16 protein-coding genes and 1 pseudogene are annotated in these 20,932 nt (G+C 66.8%); 7 read left to right on the top strand and 10 right to left on the bottom strand.

Annotated features, from left to right (window positions below):
- The 4 genes from pheT to ACFE99_RS10315 form a co-directional block, all read right to left on the bottom strand.
- On the bottom strand, positions 1–2,011 hold a 2,011-nt coding region (pheT, locus tag ACFE99_RS10330), incomplete at its 3' end, for a phenylalanine--tRNA ligase subunit beta (protein WP_375484885.1).
- Complete coding sequence (pheS, locus tag ACFE99_RS10325) at positions 2,011–3,063, bottom strand: phenylalanine--tRNA ligase subunit alpha (RefSeq protein WP_375484883.1); 1,053 nt, start codon at positions 3,061–3,063, stop codon at positions 2,011–2,013. The genes pheS and pheT, both read right to left, overlap by 1 nt.
- Positions 3,064–3,270: 207 nt before the next feature.
- Positions 3,271–4,074: a rhomboid-like protein gene (locus ACFE99_RS10320; protein ID WP_375484889.1), complete on the bottom strand. Its 804-nt coding sequence runs from the start codon at positions 4,072–4,074 to the stop codon at positions 3,271–3,273.
- A gap of 9 nt (positions 4,075–4,083) precedes the next feature.
- Entirely contained in the window at positions 4,084–4,992 is a 909-nt protein-coding gene (locus ACFE99_RS10315) for an adenylate/guanylate cyclase domain-containing protein (RefSeq protein WP_375484881.1), read from the bottom strand.
- Between the two features lie 262 nt (positions 4,993–5,254).
- On the opposite strand from ACFE99_RS10315, the gene ACFE99_RS10310 reads away from it, so the two are divergent.
- A complete protein-coding gene (locus ACFE99_RS10310) occupies positions 5,255–6,325 on the top strand; it encodes an oxygenase MpaB family protein (protein WP_375484879.1) in 1,071 nt (356 codons plus the stop codon).
- Between the two features lie 9 nt (positions 6,326–6,334).
- Here ACFE99_RS10310 and ACFE99_RS10305 read toward each other — a convergent pair whose 3' ends face one another.
- The 4 genes from ACFE99_RS10305 to infC are packed head-to-tail and all read right to left on the bottom strand — an operon-like array spanning position 6,335 to position 8,377.
- Positions 6,335–7,120 carry a TrmH family RNA methyltransferase gene (locus tag ACFE99_RS10305; RefSeq protein WP_375484877.1) on the bottom strand — a complete coding sequence of 262 codons (786 nt, stop codon included), beginning with the start codon at positions 7,118–7,120 and terminating at the stop codon, positions 6,335–6,337.
- A 17-nt stretch (positions 7,121–7,137) separates the two neighbouring features.
- Positions 7,138–7,527 (bottom strand): 50S ribosomal protein L20, encoded by a 390-nt coding sequence (gene rplT, locus ACFE99_RS10300; RefSeq protein WP_375484875.1) that lies wholly within the window; start codon positions 7,525–7,527, stop codon positions 7,138–7,140.
- A 42-nt stretch (positions 7,528–7,569) separates the two neighbouring features.
- A complete protein-coding gene (gene rpmI / locus ACFE99_RS10295; RefSeq protein ID WP_375484873.1) occupies positions 7,570–7,764 on the bottom strand; it encodes a 50S ribosomal protein L35 in 195 nt (64 codons plus the stop codon).
- 16 nt (positions 7,765–7,780) lie between these two features.
- On the bottom strand, positions 7,781–8,377 hold the full coding sequence (gene infC / locus ACFE99_RS10290; protein ID WP_375484887.1) for a translation initiation factor IF-3: 597 nt from the start codon (positions 8,375–8,377) through the stop codon (positions 7,781–7,783).
- A 363-nt stretch (positions 8,378–8,740) separates the two neighbouring features.
- On the opposite strand from infC, the gene lysX reads away from it, so the two are divergent.
- Both lysX and ACFE99_RS10280 read left to right on the top strand, forming a co-directional pair.
- Positions 8,741–12,052: a bifunctional lysylphosphatidylglycerol synthetase/lysine--tRNA ligase LysX gene (gene lysX / locus ACFE99_RS10285; protein ID WP_375484871.1), complete on the top strand. Its 3,312-nt coding sequence runs from the start codon at positions 8,741–8,743 to the stop codon at positions 12,050–12,052.
- An 85-nt stretch (positions 12,053–12,137) separates the two neighbouring features.
- The gene (locus tag ACFE99_RS10280; RefSeq protein ID WP_375484869.1) at positions 12,138–13,619 is read left to right on the top strand and encodes an alpha/beta hydrolase; all 1,482 of its coding nucleotides are present in this window, start codon (positions 12,138–12,140) and stop codon (positions 13,617–13,619) included.
- Between the two features lie 67 nt (positions 13,620–13,686).
- Here ACFE99_RS10280 and ACFE99_RS10275 read toward each other — a convergent pair whose 3' ends face one another.
- Positions 13,687–14,466 (bottom strand): DUF2127 domain-containing protein, encoded by a 780-nt coding sequence (locus tag ACFE99_RS10275; protein ID WP_375484867.1) that lies wholly within the window; start codon positions 14,464–14,466, stop codon positions 13,687–13,689.
- A gap of 98 nt (positions 14,467–14,564) precedes the next feature.
- Here ACFE99_RS10275 and ACFE99_RS10270 point away from each other — a divergent pair, with 98 nt between their 5' ends.
- The gene (locus tag ACFE99_RS10270; protein ID WP_375484865.1) at positions 14,565–14,828 is read left to right on the top strand and encodes a hypothetical protein; all 264 of its coding nucleotides are present in this window, start codon (positions 14,565–14,567) and stop codon (positions 14,826–14,828) included.
- A gap of 138 nt (positions 14,829–14,966) precedes the next feature.
- On the opposite strand, the gene uvrA is transcribed toward ACFE99_RS10270, so the two are convergent.
- Complete coding sequence (uvrA, locus tag ACFE99_RS10265; RefSeq protein WP_375484863.1) at positions 14,967–17,873, bottom strand: excinuclease ABC subunit UvrA; 2,907 nt, start codon at positions 17,871–17,873, stop codon at positions 14,967–14,969.
- A 134-nt stretch (positions 17,874–18,007) separates the two neighbouring features.
- On the opposite strand from uvrA, the gene ACFE99_RS10260 reads away from it, so the two are divergent.
- The 3 genes and pseudogenes from ACFE99_RS10260 to ACFE99_RS10250 all read left to right on the top strand — a co-directional run.
- Complete coding sequence (locus ACFE99_RS10260; RefSeq protein ID WP_375484861.1) at positions 18,008–18,685, top strand: MBL fold metallo-hydrolase; 678 nt, start codon at positions 18,008–18,010, stop codon at positions 18,683–18,685.
- 40 nt (positions 18,686–18,725) lie between these two features.
- On the top strand, positions 18,726–20,252 hold the full coding sequence (locus tag ACFE99_RS10255) for an Hsp70 family protein (protein ID WP_375484859.1): 1,527 nt from the start codon (positions 18,726–18,728) through the stop codon (positions 20,250–20,252).
- Positions 20,249–20,932 (top strand): annotated as a pseudogene (locus tag ACFE99_RS10250) (apolipoprotein N-acyltransferase); the annotation flags it as partial. The gene ACFE99_RS10255 and the pseudogene ACFE99_RS10250, both read left to right, overlap by 4 nt.

Raw genomic sequence — 20,932 nt, 5'->3', positions numbered from 1 at the left:
CACGCAGGGAAACGTCGACGCCGCAGGCGCGGGCGATGATCCGAACCGCCTCGAACGCGTCGGCGGCTTCGGCCCGCCGCCCGGCGCCCCAGGGGCCGCGCGGTTCCCGAAGTCCTGTCAGCACCACCGCGACGTGCTGTGGTTGGCGCGGCAGTGACGCGTCGAGCCGGGCGATTTCGTCGTCGGTGGGGCGGCGGTCCACCGGGATGAGGCCTATGCTTCGGCTCTGGAAAGTCGGATGGACCACCTGCGCGATGGCGAACAGCGCGACGTCGACGATGCCTCGAGAGACGTTGCGCGCCAGTGCTTCTAGCAGCCCGGGAAGCAGCGTGGTGGCCAGATGCGGGCGATCGGCCTCCAGCGGGTTGAGCACCTGTGTGGTGGCGCGGCGCGGATCGTCGGCGGGCAACCCCCACCGGTCGAACACGCCCGCGGGCAGAAACGGTGTCGGCAGGACTTCGACGTAACCGGATAACGCGAGGGACTTGCCGATCGCGCGGCGGCGCTTTTGCTTGGGGGTCAGACCTCGGCCGGCGGGCGCCGCCGGCAACACCGACGGGATCACCGCGAAGCCTTCCAGCCGCAACACTTCCTCGACCAAATCAGCGGGCTGCACCAGATCGGGCCGCCAACTCGGCGGCGTCACGGTCAGCACGTCGCCGTCGGCAGTCACCCCGGCGCCGATCTGGGTCAGCCGCCGCACGGTCGTGCCCGGCGGGTATCCGACGCCGGCGGTGCGGTCGGGCAGGTCAGTGGCCATCCGGATGGGCGGCAGCGACCAGTCGTGGCGCGGCGGGTCGCCCCGCCAATCAGTCAGCGTCGGTGACACGGTGCCGCCGGTGATCTCAGCCAACAGCGCTGCGCAGCGATCCAGCGCGGCCACCGAGATTGCCGGGTCGACGCCGCGCTCGTAGCGGCGGGCGGCCTCGCTGCCCAAGTGCAGTCGCCGCTGGGTGCGCGACACGGCGGCCGGATCCCATACCGCCGCCTCCAAGAGCACATCGGTGGAGCCGTCGTGTGTTTCGGTGCTGCTCGATCCCATCACTCCGCCGATCGCGGCGGTGGCGACGTCGTCGACGATCAGCACGTCGGAGGGCTCGAGGCGGCGCTCGACGTCGTCGAGGGTGGTCATCGTTTCGCCCGGTCGCGCGAACCGTACGCCCATGCCACCGGTGATCCGGTTGCGGTCGTGGGCGTGCATCGGGTGGCCCAACTCCAGCATCACGTAGTTGGTGGCGTCGACGGCCGGCGAAATCGCCCGGATACCCGCAAGCAGTAACCGGCGCTGCAGCCACCACGGCGATACCGCGCTCGGGTCGATGCCGGTGACCGGGCGCAGCGCAAATCGGCGCACCCCGGTTCCGGGTTGGACGGTGAGCGGCCAGGCTTCGCCTTCGACCGGCAACGGCGCGACATCGGCGGGGTCGACGAAGTCCAGGTCGTAGGCGCAGGCGATCTCGCGGGCCAGCCCGCGCACCGACATGCAGTAGCCGCGGTCGGGGGTGATGGCCAGGTGGAACACCACATCGTCGAAACCGAGCACCTCGGTGGCGTCAGCCCCGGGTTCGGCAGTGCCCGCCGGCAGCACAAGAATGCCGGAATGGTCTGCGCCCAAACCTAATTCGGCCGCCGAGCAGATCATGCCGTCAGAGTTGCGCCCATAGGCCTTGCGGGCGCTGATAATGAAGCCACCCGGCAACGTGGTGCCAGGTAGCGCGACCACCACCAGATCGTCGACTGCGAAATTCGCTGCGCCGCAGACAATTTCGCGTAGCTGGCCCTCTCCGACATCGACCAGGCAGGCGCGGATCGGTTTCTTGAACCCGGTCAGCTCTTCGATCGCGGCTACCCGCCCGACCCTCAGCGGCCCGGTGACAGGGCCGAGCGGGACCACTTCTTCGACCTCGTGGCCGATACGCAGCAGGGTTTGCTCGAGCTCGTCGGCGGGCACGTCCCAGCCGGGGGCGCCGACCGCGACGACTTCACGCAGCCAGCTGTGGGGGACCCGCATCAGGCCCCCACCCCGAACGGCAACGAGAACCGCACGTCGCCCTCAACCATGTCGCGCATATCGGGGATGCCGTTGCGGAACTGCAGCGTGCGTTCCAGGCCGATGCCGAACGCGAAGCCGGTGTACACGTCGGGATCGATGCCGACGGCACGCAAGACGTTCGGGTTGACCATCCCGCAGCCGCCCCACTCCACCCAGCCGGGGCCCCCCTTCTTGTTCGCGAACCACACGTCTACCTCGCCGGAGGGCTCGGTGAACGGGAAGAAGTGCGGGCGCATTCGGGTGCGCGCCTCGGACCCGAACTCGGCGCGAGCGAATGCATCCAACGTCCCACGCAGATGCGCCATCGAAAGCCCCCGGTCCACCGCCAGACCCTCGATTTGGTGGAACACCGGCGTGTGGGTGGCGTCGAGCTCGTCGGTGCGGAACGTACGGCCAATCGACATCACGTACACCGGCAGGTCGCGTTCGAGCAGCGTGCGCACCTGCACCGGCGAGGTGTGCGTCCGCAGTACCTGGCGAGAACCTTCCGGCGCGATATAGAAGGTGTCCTGCTCGCTGCGCGCGGGGTGATCGGGTGGAAAGTTCAAGGCGTCGAAGTTGAACTGCTCGCTCTCGACCTCCGGTCCCTCGACGAGTTCCCATCCCATCGCGATGAACGTGTCGGCGATGTGTTCGCCCAGGATCGTCACGGGATGCCGCGCGCCGGGCGGTTGGCGGGTCGACGGCAAGGTCACATCGATGCGCTCGGCGACCAAGACGGCCGCGTCGCGCTCGGCTCGTAGCGTGGCCAATCGCTCGTCGTAGTTGCGCTGCGCGTCGGCGCGAGCGGCGTTGACACGCCGGCCGGCATCGGCGCGGTCCTCCTCCGGCAGGGCGGCCAATGCTTGGCGCGCCAGCGCCAGCGGTGAGCGATCGCCGAGGTGCTCGGTCTTGGCGCGCGCCAGCGCGTCGAGATCGGCCGCCAGCGCGAAGGCTTGCCGGGCGGCGTTGACCGCTTTGGTCAGTGCCTCCGACGACACGATGGACGGATCGACGGGTTGATCACCCACGCGGCGAGACTCCTTGCTGGCTGGTGCGTCCCGGCGCTGCGCGGCGCGACGAGCAGGCGCTCCTGCTTGCGGGACGCAAGTGCTGATCATAGGTGATCGGCACAGGCCGCCTTCCGTCCGTTTCGGCCCGGTGAGCTGGCGGAACTACGAGCTCTTGGTAGGCGACCCGCCGCGCCCAGCTTCGCTGCGCTCGCGATCGCCTACCGGTCAGCTCTGCGTGACCGGCTCCCGGATGGCCATCGCGGCCATTTCCAGGGACCTGCGAGTCAGCCGCCAACGCGCAATCCGGTCGAGGGCCAGCGCGCTCAGTGCGCCGAAGACCAGCCCGCTGGTTGCGGTCACCGCGGTGTGAGCCAGCAGCAGGAAGCCGAAGGACGCGCCCACCGTCAGCAACGCATACCGCACCGGCGTCCAGTGCCCCGGCCTGCCGAACCGCGTGGCGACCATCATGCCTATCACCAACGCGACGGTGTGTCCCGCATCGGTGAATTCGCCGCCAAGGGCGGCGCCCGCCACGCCAACCGCCAGCCACCAGCCGATCCACGCGGGCCGCCAGCGCAACGGGATCGCGGTTGTCAGGGCACCCAGCACCGCCACGGCGCCGTAGCTCATTCCGACGTCACTGGACCGGCTGATCGACAACGGCAGCCAGCCCATCTCCACGGCTGCGATCAGGCCGACCGCCACCACCAGCGTCGCGCCAACATGGCCGAGCAGGAACGCGAGCGTCATCCGGCCACCGTGCCAGAACAGTTCGGCCAGCGCGAGCAGACACACTAGGCCCGGCAGCCAGACATACATGGGGCAGGCGTCGATCACGAACGCGCTGCCGAAAAGCGTTCCGATCTTCCCGCGCGCCAAGTTATGCAGGTTCGTACTGACGTGCAGGATCACTTGCTGCTGCACGCGCGGGCCGAGGATCACAAGTGCGATACTGACCGCTACCAACGCGGCCGCGTAACTCAGCGTGATCCGAACCCGCGCCAACCTAGACAACATCGGAAAAATCATCGCCATCCACTATGCCTGCGGATCGGCGTCTCCGTCTGCATCGGCACCTGTAACTTCCCTACGAGTTTCGAGGCGGTAGATGGCCATGTCGGCGGGAACGCCACTGGGCTTGCCACCAAACAGCGGTCTATGGGCGCGTTTGGCCACGACACCCAGGCCGTCCAGCTCGGCTTGCGGAATCCGGTCGAGTGCCGGACCCGAAACCATGATGCCACCTTTGGTGGCGCGCTCCATCACCCGGGCGGCGATGTTGACGTCAACGCCCAGCCAGTCGGCGGCCACCCGCCGTGGATGACCGGTGTGGATCCCCACCCGCATCCGTGGTGTATAGCCGTTAACTTCAACAGATCTGAGTGCTTTCTCGGCCTGGCAGGATGCCTCCACGGCCGCCACTGGGTTGTCAAACACCGCCATGATCCCGTCGCCTAGCCGTTTGACGATGCGCCCTCCGGCATCCAGCAGCGGTGTTTCGACGGCCCTCGCCGCGCGTCGCAGCAATTTCAGTGCCGCGTCGTCGCCGGCTTTCAGCGACCATTCGGAGAACCCGACCAGGTCGGTGAACACCAACGTCACCTCGGGATTGGCCGGGCGCCGGGAGACGGCCTCGGTCAACGCCTGCCACAGCTGCAGCGCGCCCAGGCCAACCTCGCGGGACGCCGCATCGCGGTCCCCGAATACCCGCCCTGCTGCGCGCGCCGCCGCGCGGGGACCGCCCTCACCCGCCGTCGAAAGCGGGTCACCGAAGTCGGGATCGCCGGGCAACACTCGCCGCGCACGGCGGATCATTTGGACAACTCCCGGGCTTTCGTTGGTGCGACGCAGCCACTGCGCCGGAGAACGGCGTTTTGAGTCAGACGGAGCCGGCGTGGTCGCCGCTTGCTCGGGCTCGCCGGACGCCGGATTGGGCCCGAGTTCCACTTTGTCGAGGATAGGTGGTGACCAGCGCGACCGGCAATGAAGCGCACCATGATCTCCACCACCGACACAGGCAAAACGGCCGGTCAGAGGCCCGCGCATGGCGGTCCCGGCACTCGGCGACACAGTCCGGCGGCACGCCCGCGAAATCGTAGACAACATGCGTTGTCAACATTATCGTTTGTCGTATCGGACCCGACACATTGCTCGGCTCCTCCTCGGGCCGCAACACGGCCCGCATCGTCGCCGGGGCTAGGAGGCCGTGATGAACGCGACATCGACGACGTCCGCCAAACCCCTGCCCCGCCGCCGCGAGGCTGGCCCAGCAGGGGATTCTGCGCCAGCGCCGCTCGGCCCGGACTCGCTGACGTGGAAGTACTTCGGTGACCTGCGCACCGGAATGATGGGGGTATGGATCGGCGCGATACAAACCATGTATCCCGAGCTCGGTGCCGGGGTCGAGCAGCACTCGATCCTGCTGCGCGAGCCGCTACAACGGGTGGCCCGTTCGGTGTATCCGATCATGGGTGTGGTCTACGACGGTGACAGGGCGGCGCGAACCGGCGAGCAGATCAAGAACTTCCACCGCACCATCAAAGGACTTGACGCCGCCGGTCGGCGTTACCACGCGCTGGACCCGGAGACCTTCTACTGGGCGCACGCCACGTTCTTCATGCTGGTGATCAAGGTCGCGGAGTATTTCTGCGGCGGCTTGACCGAGGCCGAGAAGCGTCAGCTGTTCGACGAGCATGTGCAGTGGTACCGGATGTATGGGATGAGCATGCGGCCGGTGCCCAAGTCCTGGGAGGAGTTCCAGCAGTACTGGGAGCGGGTGTGCCGGGAGCGGTTGGAGCTCAACCAGGCCACCCTGGACATCTTCCGGATGCGGATCCCCAAGCCGAAGTTTGTGCTGATGCCCACCCCGCTATGGGATCAGCTGTTCAAGCCGTGGATGGCCAGCCAGCGTTGGATCGCTGCCGGGCTGTTCGATCCGCCGGTCCGGGAGAAAGCCGGAATGCGCTGGACACCGGGTGACGAGGTGCTGCTGCGGCTGTTCGGAAAATTCGTTGAGCTGGCGTTCGTGGCCGTGCCCGACGAGATCCGGCTGCACCCGCGGGCGCTGGCCGCCTACCGCCGCGCCCAGGGACGAATCCGGGCCGATGCGCCCCTGGTCGAGGCGCCGGGATTCATGGCGCCACCGCGGGATCGCCGCGGCCTGCCGATGCATTACTTCCCGCCGCGCAAAACGATCATCGAGCGCGCCGGATCGTTAATGCACACCACGTTTGCGCTGGCCGGCCGGCGCCCTGCCTGGGGCCGCGGCACGGCGGCCTGACAATTGCGGTCAGCGAACGGATCGCAGCGCTCGCGAGCTTTGGTACAGGCAAATCGCCGCTGCGGCAGCGATATTGAGGCTTTCCGCGCTGCCCGACATCGGGATGCGAACCCGGTGGTCGGCCAACTGCGCAATCTCGTCAGGCAGACCATGGGACTCGGGACCGAACAGCCACGCCGTCGGCTGACCCAGCAGCGGTTCGGCATCGCCGAGGCTGGTCTGCCCGTCCACTGTGGTGGCCAGCACCTGCAGACCCGCGTTGTGCATCGCCTCGACAGCCGCCCGGGTATCCGGCGCGATGACGATCGGGATCGCGAAGATGCTGCCCGCCGAGGCGCGTAGGCACTTGCCGTTGTACGGATCGACGCTGTGCCCCAACAGAATCACCGCCGCGGCACCCATGGCGTCGGCGATGCGGATCAACGTGCCGGCGTTGCCGGGCTCGCTGATCTCGACGGCGGCCGCGATCAGCGCCGGGTTGCCGGCCAGCACATCTTCCAGGCCGGTGGCGGGAAGCTCGCACACCGCGACCAAGCCCGCCGGGGTCACCGTCTGCGAAAGTGCTTTGGCGGCACGCTCGTTCACCAGGTGAACCGGAACGTCCTGGGCGCCCAACAGCTGGGCGTGCCGATGCGCCGCGGATTCGGTGACGAAGATCTCCCGCACCAGACCGCGCCTGGATGCCGCCTCGACCAGGTTGGGGCCTTCGGCGAGAAACCGCTGCGCGCTGCGCCGCCGCACAGGGCGGTGGAGTTTGACTGCCGCGACCACCCGGGCCGAGCGTTCGGTGAGCACCGGCCGCGAGCCTGGTGTCAGGCAGCTTCTCCCGAAGGCGCGTTGACGTTGTCGGGCAGTGCCGACCGAGCCACATCGACCAGTGCGGTGAACGCCGCCGGATCGCTCACTGCGATGTCGGCGAGGTTCTTGCGGTCTACCTCGACGCCGGCGGCTTTGAGGCCTTGAATGAGCCGGTTGTAGGTGATGTCGTTAGCGCGCGCTGCCGCGTTGATCCGTGAGATCCACAGCTTGCGAAACTCGCCCTTGCGTGCCCGACGGTCGCGGAACGCGTAGTTCAGCGAATGCAATTGCTGCTCTTTGGCTTTGCGGTAAAGCCGAGACCGCTGTCCGCGATAGCCTCGCGAGGCCTTCAGGACGGTGCGCCGCTTCTTGTGGGCGTTGACAGCCCGCTTCACGCGTGCCATTGGGTATTCCTATCCTCGTTCGGACGTACTTAGTCGGCGTCGTCAGCCGTTCAACATCGACTTGACCCGCTTGGTGTCGTTCGCCGACACCGCGGTGCGGCCCTCCAGCCGTCGGGTCCTCGTAGTGGGCTTGTGCTCGAACAAATGCCGCCGGTTGGCATGCTGGCGCACAATTTTGCCGGTTCCGGTGCGGCGGAATCGTTTTGCAGCCCCACTGTGGGTCTTGGCTTTGGGCATGTGTCCTCAGTTCTGGTCAGTTCGATGGTTCGGTATCGCTGTTGGGTGCGGGCTCGGGTATGGGTGCGACGGCTTGTCGCGCCGCCCTGGCCCGAGTCTTCGCGCCGCGGTGCGGCGCCAGCACCATCGTCATATTGCGTCCGTCCTGTTTCGCGGCCGTCTCGACGAAGCCGTAGTCGGCGACGTCGGCGCCCAGGCGCTGCAACAGTCGATAGCCCAGTTCGGGCCGGGACTGCTCGCGTCCGCGGAACATGATGGTGACCTTGACCTTCGACCCCGCCTCCAAAAAGCGGATGACGTGACCCTTCTTGGTCTCGTAGTCGTGGGGGTCGATCTTGGGTCGCAGCTTCTGTTCCTTGACGACGGTCTGCTGCTGGTTTCTGCGAGACTCGCGCGCCTTCTGCGCCGCCTCGTATTTGAACTTGCCGTAGTCCATGATCTTGCAGACCGGTGGTCTGGCGTTCGGGGCGACTTCGACAAGGTCGAGATCGGCGTCCGCGGCGACGCGGAGTGCGTCTTCGATCCGCACGATGCCTACCTGCTCACCTCCCGGTCCGATCAATCGGACTTCAGGTACGCGGATGCGTTCGTTGACGCGGGTCTCAGTGCTGATGTGGCCTCCCTTGGATGTCTCCTCGTTCGCGACCGGGGCCCGGTTCTGTGGGATGCAGCAGGTGGATGGCCCCGCCATCAGCAAAAAGGCCCTGCTGCAGCAGGGCCCTAGTGCCGACCGGTCGCGGACTGAGCCGCCTGCGGCGTGCGCAGGACAGGCACGATGCCTGTGACCGGACCGCTGAGCCTTGGAGAATTCCCGCGGCCAGCGGTGGGAGTGGGACTCCACTTGCTGTTCCCAGCCTTCGCCGGGACGGTCGCACGGGCCAGTTTAGCAGTCATGACGTGCTGACCGGCAGCTAGACGCGGTGGTTGCGATGTGGCCTCACGCGTGTCCCAGCTGAAGCGAATATCCTCGCGGTCTGTGACCCTAACCACGAGCCGGCCGACCTCCCGGTACCACTGGGTTCCGGCGGCCGCCGGCTGGACTGTCGGCGTGATCGCCACCCTGTCGCTGGTGGCGAGCGTGTCGCCGCTGGTCAGATGGGTTATCAAAGTTCCCCGGGAATTCATCAACGACTACGTCTTCAACTTTCCCGACACTAGTTTCGCGTGGTCGTTCATCCTGGCCTTGCTGGCCGGCGCGCTGACCGCACGCAAGCGCATCGCCTGGTGGGTATTGGTCGGCAACCTGCTCATTGCCGCCGCGTTGAACGTCGCAGATCTGGTAGCGGGTGGGAACACGCCGCTGCAGACTTTCGGGGAAAGTTTCGGCTTCACGCTGCACGTGGCCGCGGTCGCCCTCCTCGTGTTGGCCTACCGAGAATTTTGGGCCAAGGTTCGCCACGGCGCGCTTTACAAGTCGGCCGGCGTGCTGCTTGCCGGATGGGCGATCGGGATTCTGCTGTCTTGGGGACTGGTCGAGCTGTTCCCAGGGTCGCTGGCGCGGCAGGATCGGTTGCCCTACGTGGCGAACCGAGTCGTCGGCTTCGCGCTGGCCGACCCCGATCTGTTCCAGGGCCGCCCGCATGTCATCCTCAACGACCTCTTCGGCCTGCTCGGCGCACTGGCGCTGATGGCCGCGGCGATTGTGCTGTTCCAATCCCAGCGCGCCGAGAACGCGCTGACCGGAGAGGACGAATCCGCCATCCGCGGTCTGCTCGAGTTGTACGGGAAAAACGACTCTCTCGGCTACTTCGCCACCCGCCGCGACAAGTCGGTGGTGTTCGCGCCCAACGGCCGCGCCGCCATCACCTACCGGGTCGAGGTCGGGGTGTGCCTTGCCAGCGGCGACCCGATAGGCGACCCCACGGCGTGGCCGAAAGCCATCGACGCGTGGTTGCGGCTGGGCCAGTCCTACGGTTGGACAGCCGGTGTCATGGGCGCCAGTTCGCAAGGGGCACAAGCATTTCGACGGGCGGGCTTGAACGCCCTGGAGCTCGGCGACGAAGCCGTTTTGCATACCGCCGATTTCAAACTGTCCGGCCCGGACATGCGCGGCGTGCGCCAGGCGGTCACCCGGGCGCGCCGCGCCGGGTTGACCGTGCGCATCCGCCGGCACCTGGAAATTCCCGCCGACGAGATGGCACAGGTGATCTCCCGCGCCGACGCCTGGCGGGACACCGAAACCGAGCGCGGGTTCTCGATGGCCCTCGGCCGGCTCGGTGACCCCGCTGACGGCGACTGCCTGCTGGTGGAGGCCCTGCGCCCCGACCACGAGGTGGTGGCAATGCTCTCGCTGGTGCCGTGGGGGCACAACGGCGTATCGCTGGATCTGATGCGCCGGTCGCCTCAATCCCCTAACGGCACCATCGAGCTCATGGTCAGTGAACTGGCCTTGCATGGCGAACGCCTTGGCATTTCCCGCATTTCACTGAACTTCGCGATGTTTCGCTCCGCGTTTGCCCAGGGCGCGCAGCTCGGTGCCGGCCCGATCGCACGATTGTGGCGCGGGCTGCTGGTGTTCTTCTCCCGCTGGTGGCAGCTGGAGACGCTGTATCGTTCGAACGCGAAGTATCAACCGGAATGGGTGCCGCGGTACGCCTGCTACGAGGACGCCCGGATGATCCCGCGGGTCGGTGTCGCTTCTGCCCTCGCCGAGGGCTTTCTGGTGTTCCCCTTCAGTCGCCGCACCAAGCAGCACACCGGTCACCATCCGTCGGTGCCGCCGACGCTGGTGGCGACCGGGCTCTTGCACCACGACGGCACCGCGCCCGATCTGAGTAATCTCCAGCCCGCGGAGACCTCTGAGTGGGATGAGTCGCATCGGCGGCTGCCCGAACAGGTGCGGGTACGGCTGGCCAAGCTGAAGGCCCTGCAAGCCAACGGTGTTGACGCTTACCCGATAGGCCGTCCACCCAGCCACAGCGTCGCCAGCGCGTTGGCGGCCGACGACCAGGCGAGCGTTTCGGTGTCCGGTCGCGTGCTGCGCATCCGCGACTTCGGCGGCGTGCTGTTCGCCCAGATACGCGATTGGTCGGCGGAAATGCAGGTGCTGCTGGACAATTCGCAGCTTGAAGAGGGTTGCACCGCCGATTTCACTCACGCCATCGATCTGGGCGATCTGGTGGAAGTGACCGGGCACATGGGGTTCAGCAAAAACGGGACGCGCTCGCTGCTGGTTCGCCGATGGCGGCTGATCGGCAAGTGCCTGCGTCCGCTTCCCAACAAGTGGAAGGGACTCACCGACGCCGAGGCTCGGGTGCGGGCCCGCTACCTCGACCTGGCGGTGAACACCGAATCACGTGAACTGATCACGGTGCGCAGCAAGGTGTTGCGTTCGCTGCGGGAGACGCTGTTCGCCAAGGGCTTTGTCGAAGTCGAGACGCCGGTCCTGCAGCAGATCCACGGCGGTGCCAGCGCTCGCCCGTTCATCACTCACATCAACAGCTACGACATGGATCTGTACCTGCGCATCGCGCCGGAGCTGTACCTGAAGCGGCTCTGCGTCGGCGGCGTGGAGCGGGTATTCGAACTGGGCCGGGCGTTTCGCAATGAAGGCGTCGACTCCAGCCACAACCCGGAGTTCACGCTGCTGGAGGCCTACCAGGCGCACGCCGACTATCGGACCTGGATGGACGGCTGTCGAGAATTGATCCAAAACGCCGCCGAGGCGGCGCACGGCAAGCAGGTCGTGCTGCGTCCCTCAGACGAACCGACGGGTGAGGGCGTCAAACCGATCGACATCTCCGGTGTTTGGCCGGTGAAGACGGTGCACGACGCGGTGTCCGAGGCACTTGGTGAATACATCGATGGCGACACCGACTTGGCGACGCTGCGCAAGCTGGCCGACGCCGCCGACGTCCCTTACCTGCGTCGCTGGGACGCCGGCGCGGTGGTGCTCGAGCTCTACGAGCATCTGGTCGAGTCCCGCACCGAGCATCCCACCTTCTACATCGACTTTCCGGTCTCGGTGTCGCCGCTGACCCGGCCGCACCGCAGTAAACGCGGAGTGGCCGAACGCTGGGATCTGGTGGCCTGGGGCGTCGAGCTCGGCACTGCCTATACCGAGCTCACTGACCCGGTGGAGCAGCGCCGCCGCCTGCAGGAGCAATCCTTGCTCGCCGCTGGCGGTGACGCCGAGGCGATGGAACTCGACGAGGACTTCCTGCAGGCGATGGAATACGCGATGCCGCCCACCGGCGGCCTCGGGATGGGTGTCGACCGCGTGGTCATGCTCATCACCGGTCGCGGCATCCGCGAGACCCTGCCCTTCCCGCTGGCCAAACCGCGCTAGCACATGGAATGCCCGCCAGCAACGTGGCCGGTGGGTGGCAGTTGGTGAACCGCTCGTGAACGAGTTCACGCATGCATCACAATGGATGACAATGAATGGTGTGCCAGCTTCCTCCGCAACTGTCGCTGCGCCGCTGCTGGTCGGTCACTACACCTCGCTAATGCACGGGTGGGTGCCGATCACGGTCCAGGCGCTGACGGCGGTTGTGTTGGTGTTGGCGGCCGGGTGGCGATCGCGCCGCTGGCGGGTACTGGGCCTGCCGGTAGCTGCGGCCGTCGGCATGGTGGTCGCAATTGGGACACACTGGTTCATCAACACCGACGGGCTGGCCGACGAGCCGGCGCCGCCCACGCTGTGGCTGTGGATTGCGTTGACCGGCGCCGCGGCTGCGGTCCTGCTGCTGGGCTGGCGCAGCGCCCGCTGGTGGCGGCGTACGACGTCGATGGTGGCCGTACCGCTGTGCTTGCTGTGCTCGGCGCTGGCACTCAACGGGTGGGTGGGGTACTTCCCGACGGTGCAGACGGCCTGGAACCAGCTCACCGCTGGTCCTTTGCCCGACCAGACCGACAAAACCACGGTGGCGGCGATGGCCGGGAAGCGTGCGCTTCCGCCCCGCGGCAGCGTGGTGCCGGTGACCATCCCCGCCGACGCGTCACACTTCAAGCACCGCGGGGAGCTGGTGTATCTGCCGCCGGCATGGTTTGCCAGCACTCCGCCGCCGCAGCTGCCCACCGTGATGATGATCGGCGGCGAGTTCAACACGCCTGCCGACTGGCTGCGGGCCGGCAATGCGGTAGCGACAATCGACGAGTTCGCCGCCGCACACGGGGGCAACGCGCCGGTGTTCGTGTTCGCGGACTCCGGGGGCGCGTTCAATAACGACACCGAATGCGTGAACGGCAGCCGCGGCAATGCCGCCGACCATCTCACCAAGGACTTGCGGCCTTTCATGATTTCCACCTTCGGGGTCAGCCCGGAAAGGTCGAATTGGGGCATCGTCGGTTTTTCGATGGGCGGGACGTGCGCTGTTGATCTGACGGTCATGCACCCCGACCTGTTCAGCGCTTTCGTTGACATCGCCGGAGACCTGGGTCCCAACACCGGGACAAAGGCACAGACCATTGCCCGGCTGTTCGGCGGGAACGCCGCCGCGTGGGCTGCGTTCGACCCGACCACCGTCATCAAGAGACATGGTCCGTATGCGGGGGTTTCCGGCTGGTTCGGGGTCAACTCGGACGGCGAGCCGGCGCAGCATCGCAGCGTGGCGGTCGCCGACGCCGGCACAGTCGCCGGCCGGTTGCTCACCGGTCACCCCAACGAGCAGGCTCTAGCCGCGCAGTCGCTGTGCACGCTCGGCCGCGCCAATGGCATCGACTGCGCGGTGATCGTGCAGCCCGGCAAGCACGACTGGCCGTTCGCGGACCGGATGTTCACGTCTGCGTTGCCGTGGCTGGCCGGCCAACTCGGTACTGCCGACGTGGCACGGATCCCGCTACCTACCCCGTCGACTCCACCCCCGCCGGCGGCACCCGGCCCGGCGCCGCACCGTCACGCCGCGGCTAAGTAGCCCGTGACGTCGGTCGCACGGGTCAGCAGATGGTGCGCGACTTAGACCGCCAGCGGATTACCGACCGCTAGCCGCTTGTTTTGCCGGCGGTTTCGCGCAGACCGGCGCGTTCCACGGTCAACAGGCTTTCTGCCCGGTGCTCTTGTCGATAGACTTCCGCACCGCCGTTGAGGCCGAAGAGGTGTTTGCTCCACAGCAGCCACACCACCGCGACGATGTTGATCAGGAACGCGATAATGCGGACAGCCGTGACCTTTTCGGTGAGCTCATAGACTTCCAGCGGCAGGAATACGCTGGTTGCGATCACCGCGAAGTATTCGCCCCACCGCCGTACCAGCCACAGCCCGACGGCTTCAACAAACTCGATCGCCGCGTAGGCGGCGAACCCGAGCGCGATCCACAAAAACGTCGACGACGACAGCGCGAACAGGTGCGCTACGTGGCGGACGATTTTGGAGTTGTCGGGATTCCATCCGATCTGGTTGGCCAACGGCCGGATCAGGGGAAGATCTTGCTCGAACGCTTGCTGCAACCGTGCCCTTGAGCCACGGACCTTGAGCACGCCGACCGCCAGCAAGACAAAGACGACGCCCCGAATCGCGCGTTCAACCGCGAGCGCCCGCATCAACGTTCGATCCCGCAACATCCGCCCCCGCGGGATCTCAGGTGCCGTGTCCGCGGGACCACTTTGGCGGGGAGCGCCGACAACGAAGGTTTCGCACCGCAAACAGCGCCATGCCTCGCCGGCCGGAGTGTCGGCCTTCAAGCGTTCGCGTAGCGCCGGCTCGTCGGGGGCAAATGTCGCATGCCCACGCAATCCACAGGATCGCAGCGCGAAATCCACCACCTTTAGCACGCTATGTCACTGCGGGCCGATCCGCAGCCAGGGGTCTGCTTCCCAGCTAGCCGAGGTGACAGCAGGTCGCCGGGCGGTAGCATGTCCAGATGCCTGACGCTCCGAAACGTCCCCCTGCTGAGCCTGGCGCTGTGACCAGTTCGGGAGCCGCGGACACCGGGTCGGGCGTACCGACATTCAATTCGGTCCGTGAGAAGATCGAGGCCCGATACGAAACGTCCGTCGGCGCAGCAGAGTTGGACTCCGAAAGCCCAGAGGGACGCAGCATCGAGGAGCAGTACGAGGCGCGGCAAAAGGCGGCAGCCGAGCGGCTAGCTGCCATCCGAGAGTCGATGCACAAGGACACCCGCTAGGCGGTGCGGATCAACCCGCGGTTTCCGTCGCGGCCATCCAGGGCAGCGCCACCTGAGGTTCCGCCGCGTGTGCACCTTGTAGGCGCGATTGTGCCAATTTGTCGGGCACAACCGACACACTCGGGGCGATAAGACCCGCTAGGCGCTGACGCGGCGACGCCGGTTCGACCCTGGCGTAGCATTGACCGGCACACCGAGCGTCTCGGCGAGGAACTTGCCGGTGTAGCTTTCCGGCACCGCCGCGATGTCCTCGGGTGTGCCTTCCGCCACGATGGTTCCGCCTTCGGCGCCGCCCTCCGGCCCCATGTCGATGATCCAGTCCGACGTCTTGATCACGTCGAGGTTGTGCTCGATGACGATCACCGTATTGCCTTTGTCGACCAGGCCGTTGAGGACATTGAGCAGCTTGCGGATGTCATCGAAATGCAGCCCGGTGGTGGGCTCGTCGAGAATGTAGACAGTGCGGCCGGTGGAGCGCTTCTGCAGCTCGGAGGCCAGCTTCACTCGTTGTGCCTCACCGCCGGACAGTGTCGGCGCCGGCTGCCCGAGCCGCACATAACCCAATCCGACGTCGACCAGCGTGCGCAGATACCGGTGGATGCCGGTGATCGGCGCGAAGAACTCCTCGGCTTCCTCGATCGACATGTCGAGCACCTCGGAGATCGTCTTGCCCTTGTAGTGCACCTCAAGCGTTTCCCGGTTGTAGCGCGCGCCATGGCAAACCTCGCACGGCACGTACACGTCCGGCAGGAAGTTCATTTCGATCTTGATGGTGCCGTCGCCCGAACAGGCCTCGCAGCGGCCGCCTTTGACGTTGAACGAGAACCGGCCCGGTTGATACCCGCGGACCTTGGCCTCGGTGGTGGCCGCGAACAAGGTCCGGATCTTGTCGAATACCCCGGTGTAGGTGGCCGGGTTGGAGCGTGGCGTGCGCCCGATCGGCGACTGGTCCACCCGCACCAGCTTGTCGACGTGGTCGAGGCCGGTGACCCGGGTGTGCCGGCCCGGCACCTGCCGGGCACCGTTGAGCTTGTTGGCCAGCACTGCGGCCAGAATGTCGTTGACCAACGTCGACTTACCGGAGCCCGATACCCCGGTAACCGAGGTGAGCACGCCGAGCGGAAACGACACGTCGATCTCGCGCAAGTTGTGTTCTCGCGCCCCGACCACCGTGAGCCGGCGCCGCCGGTCGACCGGGCGCCGGATAGCCGGAATCTCGATGCTTTCCGAGCCCGACAGGTAGGCGCCGGTGATCGAGTTGCTGTTGCGCAGCAGTTCGTCATACGTTCCGCTGTGCACGATTTGGCCGCCGTGCTCCCCGGCGCCCGGCCCGATGTCAACGATCCAGTCCGCATGCGCGATGGTGTCCAGGTCGTGCTCGACGACAATCAGGGTGTTGCCCAAATCCCGTAAGCGGGTGAGCGTTTCGATGAGACGACGGTTGTCACGCTGGTGCAGACCGATCGAGGGCTCGTCGAGCACGTACAGCACGCCGACCAGACCGGAGCCGATCTGGGTGGCCAGCCGGATGCGTTGCGCCTCACCGCCGGACAGCGTTGCGGCAGCCCGCGACAGGCACAGGTAGTCCAGCCCGACGTCGAGCAGAAAGCCCAGCCGCGACTGGATTTCCTTGAGCACCTGCCCGGCGATGGCCTGTTCGCGAGGGCCCAGGGTGAGCGCGTTCAAGAACTCTGCACACTCCGAAATCGACAGGTCGCACACCTCGGCGATGGACTTCTTGCCCCGCTCCCCCGCGGCTAGCGTGACCGCCAGGATTTCCTGCTTGAGCCGTGTGCCCTGGCACACCGGGCACGGCACGTCACGCATGAAGCCCTCGTAACGCTCCTTCATCATGTCCGACTCGGTCTGCTGCATTTTGCGCTGCAGGAACGCCATCACGCCTTCGAAGTCGGCGTAGTACGACCGGGTGCGGCCGTAGCGGTTGCGGTAGCGGACGTGCACCTGCTCGTCGCAGCCTTCCAGAATCGCCTTGCGCGCCTTGGCCGGCAGCTTGCGCCACGGGGTGTTCACGTCGAAGCCCATCGCCTCACCGAGGCCGGCCATCATCCGGGTGAAGTAGTCGGCGGTGTGGCCCATCGACCAGGGCGCCACCGCGCCCTGGGCCAGGGTCAGCTCCGGGTCGGGCACCACCAGGTCCGGATCGACCTCCTTGCGGATCCCGAGGCCGGTGCATTCCGGGCAAGCGCCGTAGGGCGAATTGAACGAAAACGACCGCGGCTCAAGGTCGTCGACGGCCAACGAATGCCCGTTGGGGCAGGCCAGCTTCTCGGAGAACCGCTGTTCTCGGTTGTGGGCATCGTGGGCGTGGTCGACAAACTCCAGCACGACGATGCCGTCGGCCAAACTCAGGGCGGTCTCGACCGATTCGGTGAGCCGCTGCTTGGCGCTGGGCTTGACGGTCAGCCGGTCCACCACGACCTCGATGTCGTGCTTTTCCTGCTTCTTCAGCTTCGGTGGATCGGTCAGCGAATGCACCACACCGTCGACCCGCACCCGGCTATAGCCCTGCGTGTTGAGTTTCTCGAAAAGGTCGACGAACTCACCTTTGCGGGTGCGTACCACCGGAGCCAGCACCTGGAACCGGGTTCCTTCTGGCATCGCCAACACCTGGTCGACGATTTGCTGGGGCGTCTGGCGGGCGATCCGCTCGCCGCACACCGGGCAGTGCGGCGTGCCGGCGCGGGCATACAGCAGCCGCAGATAGTCATACACCTCGGTGATCGTGCCGACCGTCGACCGGGGATTGCGGTTGGTCGACTTCTGGTCGATGGACACCGCCGGGGACAGGCCCTCGATGAAGTCGACGTCGGGCTTGTCCATCTGGCCCAGGAATTGACGAGCGTAAGCCGACAGCGATTCGACGTAGCGCCGCTGCCCCTCGGCGAAGATCGTGTCGAACGCCAGCGAAGACTTTCCCGAGCCGGACAGCCCGGTGAAAACGATCAACGCCTCCCGCGGCAAATCCAGGTCGACGCTGCGCAGGTTGTGCTCACGCGCACCCTTGACGATTAGGCGCTCAGCCAACGGATCCCTTCTTGGTCATTACACGTCGTTCCCATGCTATGTGCCCCTACCGACAATCAACCGGGCAGTACTGTGGCCAGTATGACCCGCGCCGGCGATGATGCAGAGCGAAGCGATGAGGAGGAGCGGCGGCTATGACTCTCGTCGACGACAACTACACCGGTCATGTCGACCCGGGCACCGCAGCACGGCGCACCTTGCCGGGCGCGACGATCGTCAAGGCATCGGTGGGCCCGATGGATAACAACGCATACCTGGTCACGTGTTCCGAGACCGGGGAAACGCTGCTGATCGATGCCGCCAACGACGCCGACGTCCTGATCGACCTGGTACAGCAGTATGCGCCGAAGGTGTCGCTGATCGTCACCAGCCACCAGCACTGGGATCACTGGCAGGCGCTGGAAGCGGTCTCTGACGCCACTGGCGCGCCGACCGCCGCCCACAAGATCGACGCCGGCCCGCTGCCGGTCAAGCCGGATCGGTTCCTCGCCGACGGCGACACTGTACAGATCGGCAAGCTGACGTTCGACGTCATTCATTTACGTGGCCACACGCCCGGATCGGTTGCGCTGGCTCTCGACGGGCCCGCCACGGGTGAGGTCACCCAGTTGTTCACCGGGGACTGCCTGTTCCCGGGCGGTGTCGGGCGGACAACCAAAGCGGCTGACTTCAATTCATTGTTCGAAGGCGTCAAGACGAAAGTTTTCGACCGGTTCGGTGATGACACGGTCGTCTACCCGGGGCACGGTGACGACACCACCCTCGGCGCCGAGCGTCCGCACCTCGACGAGTGGCGGGAGCGCGGCTGGTAAAAGCGCCGCGAAACGCCCTGCAGCGCCTAAGCTTTGCGGGGTGAGGGTCGGGATCGACTTCGGCACCACGCACACCGTCGTCGCCGTCGTCGACAGGGGCAACTACCCAGTCTCGTCGTTCGAAGGGATCGACGCCTGGCCTTCGGTGATCGCCGCCAACGACGCCGGCGAACTGCGTTTCGGCTTGGACGCCGCCGCGCTGCGTCGCGAGCCGGGCTGGTCAGTGCTGCGGTCCTTCAAGCGTCTGCTCAACGATGCCGGGCCCCGGACAACCGTGGACCTGGCCGGGCGCTCCTACCCGCTGGCCGACCTTTTCACGGGCTTTCTCGCCCAACTCAAAAGCGACCTGCAGCACCGCTCGAACATCGACCTGGCACCGGGCGAGCGCGTCGAGGCGGCGATCAGTGTGCCCGCCAACGCCTCCAGCGCCCAACGGTTTTTGACGCTGGACGCCTTCGCGGGGGCCGGCTTCGACGTCGTCGCGCTGCTCAACGAGCCGTCGGCGGCGGGCTTCGAGTACGCCCACCGCTACCGCTCCACGATCACCGCCAACCGCGAGTACGTCCTGATCTACGACCTCGGCGGCGGCACGTTCGACGCGTCGCTGCTCAAGATGACGGGGCGGCTCAACGAGGTGGTCACCAGCGAGGGGATCCAGCGTCTTGGCGGCGACGACTTCGACGAGGCGATCTTGCAGCTGGTGCGCAACCGCGCCAAGCTTCCCAGACTCGATGCCGCCGCCCGGGAGCTGCTGCTCGAGGAGTGCGCCGCCCGCAAGGAAGCCGTCGGCCCGAACACGCGCCACTTGCTGGTCGACCTCGACGCGGTCGGCCAGCCGCCGTTCTCCTGCCCGATCGACGACGTGTATGCGGTCTGCACGCCGCTCTTCGACAAGACGGCCGCGGTCATCTCGCGCGTCCTGGCGGACGCCGCCGGTGACGAGGTGGACTGGTCGGAGGTGGCGGGCATCTACGTGGTGGGCGGCGCTGGAAGCTTTCCGCTGGTCGCCCGGAAGCTGCGTACTGTGCTGGACGAGAAGGTCGGCGAGAAGCGCGTCAAACGCTCACCGCACCCGTTTGCGGCCACGGCGATCGGGCTGGCGGTCTTCCTCGATAAGGAGGCGGGATTCGCGCTGTCCGACCGGCTTTCCCGGCATTTCGGGGTTTTCCGCGAAGCGCAGGCAGGAGAAGATGTCAGCTTCGACCCGATTGTGTCGAAAGGCATGCGGCTGCCGGTCGAAGGCCAACCGCCGCTGGTCGTCACCCGCCGGTACCGGGCGGCGCACAACATCGGACATTTCCGGTTCGTGGAGTGCAGCCGCCTGCGCGACGGCCATCCCGACGGCGACCTCACACCCTACGATCCGGTGTTCTTCCCGTTCGACCCCGACCTGCACGATGCGGCGGATCTGCGGCGCCGACCGGTCGACCGCCGCGACGACGGACCCGATGTCGAAGAGCGCTACGTCGTCACACCGGGCGGCGCGGTAGAGGTAACGCTGACGACGCGACCCGACCGGCTAACCCGCACTTTCCGGTTGACCCGCCACGACCTCGCGAGTGCGTGAGCGCGCGGCGGCGCCTGCCGGGTCGCGCGGCGGCGCTGATTCTGGGCGCCTTGCCCGCGTTGGGATTTCCGGCGCCGTCCTGGTGGTGGCTGGCCTGGGGCGGGCTGGTTCCGCTGCTGCTGGTGGTACGCGCGGCGCCGACGGCGTCCGACGCCGCTGTGCGGGCGTGGTGTGGTCTCGCCGGCTATGTGCTGACGACGCAGTACTGGCTGCTCTCCAGTTCCGGTCCCCTGCTGCTGGTAATGGCTGCGGGGATCGGAGCCCTATGGCTGCCGTGGGGCTGGTTTGCGCACCGACTGCTCACGGGTGCGGTGACGACACGTCGATTGCTGACGGCGATGATCGTGTTGCCCAGCGCATGGGTCTCGGCTGAGGCGGTGCGGTCCTGGCCTAGTTTGGGTGGTCCGTGGGCTGCCCTGGGTGCCTCGCAGTGGAACCAGCCCGTCACGCTTGCCTCGGCCGCGCTCGGCGGGGTGTGGCTGACCAGTTTCCTGATCGTCGCGGTGAACACCGGGATCGTCGGAGCGATGCTGGCCCGCGGGGTGACCGCTCGCGTGTGCTGCCTGGTGATCGCCCTGGCCTGCGCCGGACTCGGACCCGCCTGGTTCGGCTGGGGGCCGACGCCTGCGGCGGGCTCGACGGTGCGGGTGGCGCTGGTCCAGCCGGGAGTCATCGACGAC

Origin of the sequence: uncultured Mycobacterium sp., assembly GCF_964249325.1 — a bacterium.
In the GTDB taxonomy this organism is placed as follows: domain Bacteria; phylum Actinomycetota; class Actinomycetes; order Mycobacteriales; family Mycobacteriaceae; genus Mycobacterium.
This window is presented reverse-complemented; position numbering and strand designations above follow the sequence as displayed.